This window comes from Caballeronia arationis (genome assembly GCF_001544975.2).
Taxonomy (GTDB): Bacteria; Pseudomonadota; Gammaproteobacteria; order Burkholderiales; family Burkholderiaceae; genus Caballeronia; species Caballeronia arationis.
The window spans coordinates 1-1,138 of the sequence record NZ_FCOG02000480.1 but is presented as its reverse complement, the minus strand read 5'-3'; the positions used below and the strand labels follow the sequence as shown (position 1 = coordinate 1,138).

The 1,138-nt window shown below is 56.0% G+C and carries 1 protein-coding gene and 1 pseudogene; one reads left to right on the top strand and one right to left on the bottom strand.

Annotation, left to right across the window (positions count from 1 at the left end; translation table 11 throughout):
- Positions 1–470, bottom strand: a pseudogene (locus tag AWB81_RS48180) (hypothetical protein); the annotation flags it as partial.
- Positions 471–812: 342 nt separating this feature from the next.
- Here AWB81_RS48180 and AWB81_RS43330 point away from each other — a divergent pair.
- Positions 813–1,138 (top strand): H-NS histone family protein (locus tag AWB81_RS43330; RefSeq protein ID WP_144444408.1); only part of this gene is annotated, 326 nt, incomplete at its 3' end.

Sequence of the window (1,138 nt, the reverse complement as noted above, 5' to 3'; positions counted from 1 at the left end):
TTATTAAGAGATGACTTTTGGCTGACGGTTGGGACGAAATCCCGTTCAGTCATGCTGGACACCATTTCGAGATCGACCTCCGTTTGAACGAAGTCCAAGGGGGACCTCAAACGCGCGAAAATCTCTGGCCCGAGCACTGGGTTGGGGTCGTCAAAGAAACCGTGTGGCAACCCAAGCGTCGTTTCCATATGGAAGGCCGTTTCGGGCGTGAATTTTTCGCCTTTCATCAGCTCGGCCACCCGCTTCAAGTCGGAATCAAGCCCTAACGCGACGTTCTCCGCGCCGACCATATCAACCAGCAACTGAAACGATCGCGTCTTGAAAATAGATGCAGTCTCGGCGGGCTCTTGAGCAGATTGCCCCTTTACGTATGGTCGCCCCTGTCGTTTATTCGGCGATTGTTTGACGGGACGCGTTTGGCGTGGGTCGCTGTTTCGAGATCCAGAATGTCGACCGCGCGGTTGACTCATGAAATGGGCTCCTGCCATAGCTGAGGCTGTCTTTCTATTATAAACGAGGCGGTGCTCGTCATCTGTTGGCCAGGCGCTGTATGGGTGAGCAACGAGTCGCGAGTCCTAGGTGTTCGTTCGGTGGCAGCCAGCCGACAGCGCGGCGCGGATCAGGCTTCTCGGTTTGAGAATGGACTGGATGGACTATCACAACTCAGGGACTGTGCGCGCGCTAGGCGCCTTCCAAATTCCGTTCCCTTGAAAAGCTTAGTCACAAGATACGGCTTTCTCAGTTCGCATCACTCTTCGTTTTTGATGTGAACGGTGGCATAGTTCGGGCATTACATCCTAAAGGAGACCTTTATGGCCACCCTCGAACAAATCCAAGGAAAAATGCAACGACTTCAAGCGCAGGCCCAGGCCTTAACCGCAAAACAGGCGCAGACCGCGCTTGCTGACATCCGAAAGCTCATGGACCAGCACGGATTGACCACAGCAGATATCGCTGCACATACTTCGACGAAAAAGCGTCCGGGCCGTCCGGCCAGGGCGCCCTCCGTAAAGGTCACCAGGAACAAGGCCGCGGCCACATCGACTGCGTCGAGTTCGCCCAAAGGTAAGCTGCCCCCGAAGTACCGCGATCCAAAAACGGGCGCGACGTGGAGTGGCCACGCTCGACCGCCCGCCTG